The sequence below is a fragment of the Actinosynnema sp. genome (genome assembly GCF_052038725.1).
In genome coordinates this window covers 1-5,908 of the sequence record NZ_JBQGCX010000602.1, presented here as the reverse complement: position 1 = coordinate 5,908, position 5,908 = coordinate 1, and the positions used below count along the sequence as shown (strand labels likewise).

Genomic DNA, 5,908 nt, shown 5'->3' with positions numbered 1-5,908 from the left:
CGCGGCGCGCCAGGCGCTGAGCACCCGGTGCTGGAGGCGCCGCCGGAGCTGCGCGCCGCCGTCACCCTGCACGGTGCTCACGGGGATCACCCGCGTGCGGGAGCGCGCGGGGGTTCTCCGCCGCGGCGGTCCCGGTCCGGTCCGGGTAAGGCGGCTTTCGGCAGAGCGTTCACGCGGAACCCCGTTCTCGACTTGTGCTTCTTCGTCCCTCGACCTGGGCTGGTGCTCGACGCGGTCGCCTCCCGAATAGGTCCGCCGGGGCCAACCGGCGGTTCGGGATTGGGCGGTGCGGTCGCACTGGGTTGAAGCGTAGAGCAAGGCGCCGACAGTGGCGGAATGGTTGGGATCGGCGCGGGACCAATGGCCCGGCAACGCACAAATGCGGCTTTATGACAAGGCAGATGAGCGTCAAGTCGTCGATTTGGACGTCCAAGAACCAACCCCTGCGGGGGACTGCGCCGACCGGGTGAGGAGGGCCGCTGTCCAGCGCGGACCGCGTCCCGCCGGGTTGGACGCGCCACGGACGTGGCTGGACGGCGGTGGTGGCGCTTCCGGGGCTCGTCTACGGTGACCACGCGCTCGAACTCCTCCGAGCAGTCCTCGGGGAGCGGGCGGGACCCGTGACCGACCCCTTGACCTGGGCGACCTCGGGCAGTGCGGCGGGCCTCCGGGCCAACGGGGGCCCGCCGCGTCCCGGCCTCGCGACGCCCGCGCGGCGGCGGGGAGCGGGCTTGGACGCGGGAGCGCGTAACGCGGGGGCGGCGGGATCAGACAGGTTCCACGGACGCCCGCGCGGCCCGACCGGGAGGGAGCACCCTCCGCTCCCGGAACGGGCCACCACGGTAGCAGTGATCCGGATCACCACCGGAAAGCGGGCTCCGGACCGGCCGGACGACGGCCGGGTGGTTGAACGGTGGAACACCCCGTGAAATGATCCGGACCGATCCCGGACGTGACGGGACATCGCATTGCCATCGGAACACTTGAACCGAAGAAATTCACTCGAAAGTGTTCACCCGCGTCGGGGGGGGGGACGCCTTTTCCCGGATCATCCCCGCCCCCCGTGCGGGCCTAGCGCACCGCGGCGACCGTCGCCGTTCCCGGCTCGACCTCGGTGTACCCCGCGTCCCGCACCACGATCGCGTCCGGCCGCGCCACCAGCGCGTCCCACTCGGCCCGGCTCGGCGTGCGCACAGCGCAGCGGAACCCGGCCGCCGCCCACCGCTTCAGCTCCGCCGCGCCCAGGTGCGGGGCCAGCAGCATCGAGGCGTGCCCGACCTGGGCCGCCGCCTTGCCCGCCGTCATGGTCACGCCGGGGTTCAGCCACAGCAGCCGCGCGCCCTCCGGCACGGGCCCCGGCTCGCCGTCCTCGGGCAGCTCGCTGCCGGAGATCTGCAACCGGCTGATCTCCTTCGGCGCCTCCCCCACGACCCCCGGCACGAACGCGCGCACCGACGCGCCGCCCACGGTCACCGTGACGCCCGGCAGGGCCTGCACGGCCTCCCAGTGCGCCCCTCGCGCCCTCCTGGCGACCTTGCGGATGCGCCCGCGCACCCACGCCACGACCTCGTCGTGCCACTCGCCACCGGGCTCCGCGCGCGGGTCGAGGCACACCGCCACCGCGGCGGCGGCAGCGGCCTCCAGCACGTCCGTCCGCGACGGCGGCGCGCTGCGCTCGATGCGCATCACCACCGGCATGGCGCGCACCAGCTCGCCCTCGGGCTCGCCGTAGTCGCGGCCCAGCAGCATCGAAAGGACGCCGTTCGCCTGCCCGGTCACGGGCGCCAGCCCGGCCCCGCTCACCGAGTCGACCCCGCTCACCGGCTCGACCCCCGTCACCGGCTCGACCCCCGTCACTGGCGCACCAGGTCCAGGCCGTCCGCGAGGTCCGCGGCCTCCACCTCGGCGCGCGTCACGCCGAGCACGAACAGCACCGCGTCCAGGAACGGGTGCGACAGCGCGGTGTCCGCGACCTCGCGCAGCGCGGGCTTGGCGTTGAACGCGATGCCCAGCCCGGCCGCGCCGATCATGTCGATGTCGTTCGCCCCGTCCCCGACCGCGACGGTCTGCGCCATCGGCACCCCGACCGAGTCCGCGAACCGCCGCAGCGCCACCGCCTTGCCCGGCCGGTCCACGATCTCGCCGAGCACCCGGCCGGTGAGCTTGCCGTCCACGACCTCCAGCTCGTTGGCCGCGCAGAAGTCGAGCCCCAGCTCGGTGACCAGCGACCGGATCACCCTGGTGAACCCGCCCGACACGACCCCGCAGCGGAACCCGAGCCGCTTGAGGGTGCGGATCGTGGTGCGCGCGCCGGGCGTCAGCTCCAGCGACGCGGCCACCTCGTCCAGCACGCCCTCGTCCTGGCCCTCCAGCAGTGCCACGCGCCGCTGGAGCGACTCGGCGAAGTCCAGCTCGCCCCGCATGGCCGCCTCGGTGATCTCGCGGACCTGGGGCTCCACGCCCACGTGCGCGGCCAGCATCTCGATCACCTCGCCCTGGATGAGCGTGGAGTCCACGTCGAACACGACCAGCCGCTTGGCCCGCCTGGTCAGCCCGGCCCGCTCCACGGCCACGTCCACCCCGGCGCGCGCGGCCACGACGGCGAGCGCCGAGCGCAGCTGCGCGTCCGCCTCCTCGGTGTCGTCGGCGACCGAGATCCGCAGCTCCAGCCCGGTCACCGGGTAGTCGGCGACCCCCCGGATCGCGTCGATGTTCGCGCCGAGCGCGGCGAGCTTGCGGGCGACCTCGGTGAACGCGCGCGCGGTGACCGGGTGGCCCAGCAGGATCAGGACGTGGCTGGACTCCAGCCGGGCGGTGCGGCGCGAGTCGGCGCCGATCTCCACCTCGACGCTCATCGACACCGTCGCCATGGCCTGCTCCACGGCCTCCTGGATGCCTTCGGGGTCGCGCTGGGCGGACACCAGCACCCCGAGCACCAGCCTGCCCCGGATCACGACCTGCTCCACGTCGAGCACGTCGACCCCGTGCCTGGTGAGCACGGCGAACAGCACCGAGGACACGCCCGGCTTGTCCGGGCCGGTCACGGTGATCAGGACTGGGGTCGCGCTGGGCATCGTCAACACCGGCTCCTCTGCCAGGGAAACGCGAGGAGCCCCGACGACCGCGCTGGTCGTCGGGGCTCCTCGTTGAACCTGTCTCAGGTTACTAGTGCTTGTGGTCGTGCTCGGTGCCCTCCGACGCGGTGCCGGACTGCACCGCCTTGGCGGCCAGCTCGGACGGGGCCGACTTGGCCTTCTCGTGCGGGATGGCGCGGCCGGTCAGCGTCACGTGCGCCTCGGCGTGCATCCGCTCGATCATGTGCGGGTAGTGCAGCTCGAACGCCGGGCGGGCCGAGCGGATGCGGGGCAGCTCGGTGAAGTTGTGCCTCGGCGGCGGGCAGGAGGTCGCCCACTCCAGCGAGTTGCCGAAGCCCCACGGGTCGTCGACCTTCACGACCTCGCCGTACCGGTAGCTCTTGAACACGTTCCAGATGAACGGCAGCGTGGACGCGCCGAGCAGGTACGCGCCGATCGTGGAGACCATGTTCAGCGTGGTGAAGCCGTCGGCCGCCAGGTAGTCGGCGTACCGGCGGGGCATGCCCTCGGCGCCCAGCCAGTGCTGCACCAGGAAGGTGGCGTGGAAGCCCAGGAACGTGGTCCAGAAGTGCAGCTTCGCCAGGCCCTCGTCCAGCATCCGGCCGGTCATCTTCGGGAACCAGAAGTAGATGCCCGCGAAGGTGGCGAACACGATCGTGCCGTACAGCACGTAGTGGAAGTGGGCGACGACGAAGTACGTGTCGGACACGTGGAAGTCGATCGCCGGGGCCGCCAGCAGGACGCCGGACAGACCGCCGAAGAGGAAGGTCACGATGAAGCCGATGCTGAACAGCATGGGCGACTCGAAGGTGAGCTGCCCCTTCCACATCGTGCCGATCCAGTTGAAGAACTTGATGCCGGTCGGGACCGCGATGAGGAAGGTCATGAACGCGAAGAACGGCAGCAGGACCGCGCCGGTGGCGTACATGTGGTGCGCCCACACGGCCACGGACAGCGCCGCGATGCCGAGCGTGGCGTAGACCAGGCCGTTGTAGCCGAAGATCGGCTTGCGGCTGAAGACCGGGAAGACCTCGGACACGATGCCGAAGAACGGCAGCGCGATGATGTAGACCTCGGGGTGGCCGAAGAACCAGAACAGGTGCTGCCACAGGATCACGCCGCCGTTGGCCGGGTCGAAGACGTGCGCTCCGATGTGCCGTTCGGCGAGCAGGCCGAGCAGGGCCGCGGTGAGGATCGGGACCGCCAGCAGCACCAGGACGCTGGTGACCAGGATGTTCCAGGTGAAGATCGGCATCCGGAACATGGTCAGGCCGGGCGCGCGCAGGCACACGATCGTGGTGATCATGTTGACCGCGCCGAGGATGGTGCCGAGACCACCGACCGCCAGGCCCGCGATCCACAGGTCGGCGCCCGCGCCGGGCGAGTGGATGGCGTTCGACAGCGGGGTGTAGGCGAACCAGCCGAAGTCGGCGGCGCCGCCGGGCGTGAGGAAGCCCGACATGGTGATGATGCCGCCGAACAGGTACAGCCAGTACGAGAAGGCGTTCAACCGGGGGAACGCGACGTCCGGCGAGCCGATCTGCAGCGGCAGGATGAAGTTGGCGAAGCCGAACACGATCGGGGTGGCGTACAGCAGCAGCATCACCGTGCCGTGCATGGTGAACAGCTGGTTGTACTGCTCGTTCGAGAGGAACTGCATCCCCGGTCGGGCGAGCTCCGTCCTGATCAGCATCGCCATCGCGCCGCCCACCATGAAAAAGATGAACGACGTGACCAGGTACATGATGCCGATTTGCTTGTGGTCCGTGGTGCGGAACATCCGCAGCAGGAACGAACCCTTGACCGCCTCGCGAGTCCCGAAGGGCCGCGTTGCGATCGGCTGCGGGGCTACGGCCGTCACGGTGCCTCCTGCACTGTTGGTTCTTCATTCACAGGTGGCTGAGCGTGGTCGCCACCGGCTCACCGGATCGTAGACGTCTTGTTCGGGCGCGGCGCGCTTGACCCTCGCCACCGATCACCCGACGTAGTTCAGGTCACACCGGCGGACCGCCCGGACGGGCAAGCGCGTCCACCGCGGTCAGCAACCCGGCGATGATCATGTCAAGTTGGTGGTCCCGCTGGTCAGAAGGGTGTTTCCCGGCGAGCGGAAGCCGCTGCACCCCACTCCGGACGGCCTTTCCGGCGGTCCGGGCGGTGGTCCACGAGCACAGGCCCGATGGTCCGCGCAAGGGGCGCGGGGCACCAGTTGACCGAGGACCCGGCCCCTGTCGGACAGGTCGACCTTACCGAACGTGCGGTCCGCCCGCGAGCGCCGCCGGAGCCCCCGCGCGGGCCCGGCGGGGGAGGTGCGGGAATGGTCCGGCGCGGGGTGGCCGATTCCGGCCGCGCGGAAACCGGGTGCCATTTCCCGCGCTCCCGTGGCACCTTTCCGGGATGGGCAGACCGGAATTGCGAGCGCTTTTCGCGTCGGCGGCGGAACTGGGCCTGCCAGTCGACGACCCGGTGGTGCTCGGGGACGGCAGCAACGTGCTCGTGCACCTGCGCCCGGCCCCGGTGGTGGCCAGGGTCGGCGCGGTGACGGCGGCGGTGCGCGGGGACGTGCTGGGGCACTTCCGGCGGGCCGACGCGGTCAGCCGCCACCTGGCCGCGCGCGGGGTGGCGGTGGTGGAGCCGCTGGTCGAGCCGGTGGAGCGGGACGGGCACGCGGTGGCGTTCGCCCGGCACGTGCCGCACCGGCCGGGCGCGCTGCCCGCCGCCGGGCTGGCCGCGCTGCTCGGCGGGCTGCACGAGGCGCTGCGCGACCACGGCGGCGAACTGCCCGCGCGCGGGCCGCTGGACGACGTGGACGCCGC

The 5,908-nt window shown here is 71.7% G+C and carries 3 protein-coding genes and 1 pseudogene; 1 reads left to right on the top strand and 3 read right to left on the bottom strand.

All coding sequences use genetic code 11. The features are described 5' to 3' along the window. Positions 1-1,071 precede the first annotated feature (1,071 nt). From ACTUAL_RS12680 to ctaD, 3 genes are all read right to left on the bottom strand, one after another. On the bottom strand, positions 1,072-1,749 hold the full coding sequence (locus ACTUAL_RS12680) for an aminoacyl-tRNA hydrolase (protein WP_440900375.1): 678 nt from the start codon (positions 1,747-1,749) through the stop codon (positions 1,072-1,074). 104 nt (positions 1,750-1,853) lie between these two features. Then, positions 1,854-3,074: a phosphoserine phosphatase SerB gene (gene serB, locus ACTUAL_RS12675; protein ID WP_440900374.1), complete on the bottom strand. Its 1,221-nt coding sequence runs from the start codon at positions 3,072-3,074 to the stop codon at positions 1,854-1,856. Between the two features lie 91 nt (positions 3,075-3,165). Further along, the gene (gene ctaD, locus ACTUAL_RS12670) at positions 3,166-4,956 is read right to left on the bottom strand and encodes an aa3-type cytochrome oxidase subunit I (protein WP_440900373.1); all 1,791 of its coding nucleotides are present in this window, start codon (positions 4,954-4,956) and stop codon (positions 3,166-3,168) included. 533 nt (positions 4,957-5,489) lie between these two features. Between ctaD and ACTUAL_RS12665 the strand changes: the two are divergent. Beyond that, positions 5,490-5,908 (top strand): annotated as a pseudogene (locus ACTUAL_RS12665) (aminoglycoside phosphotransferase family protein); the annotation flags it as partial.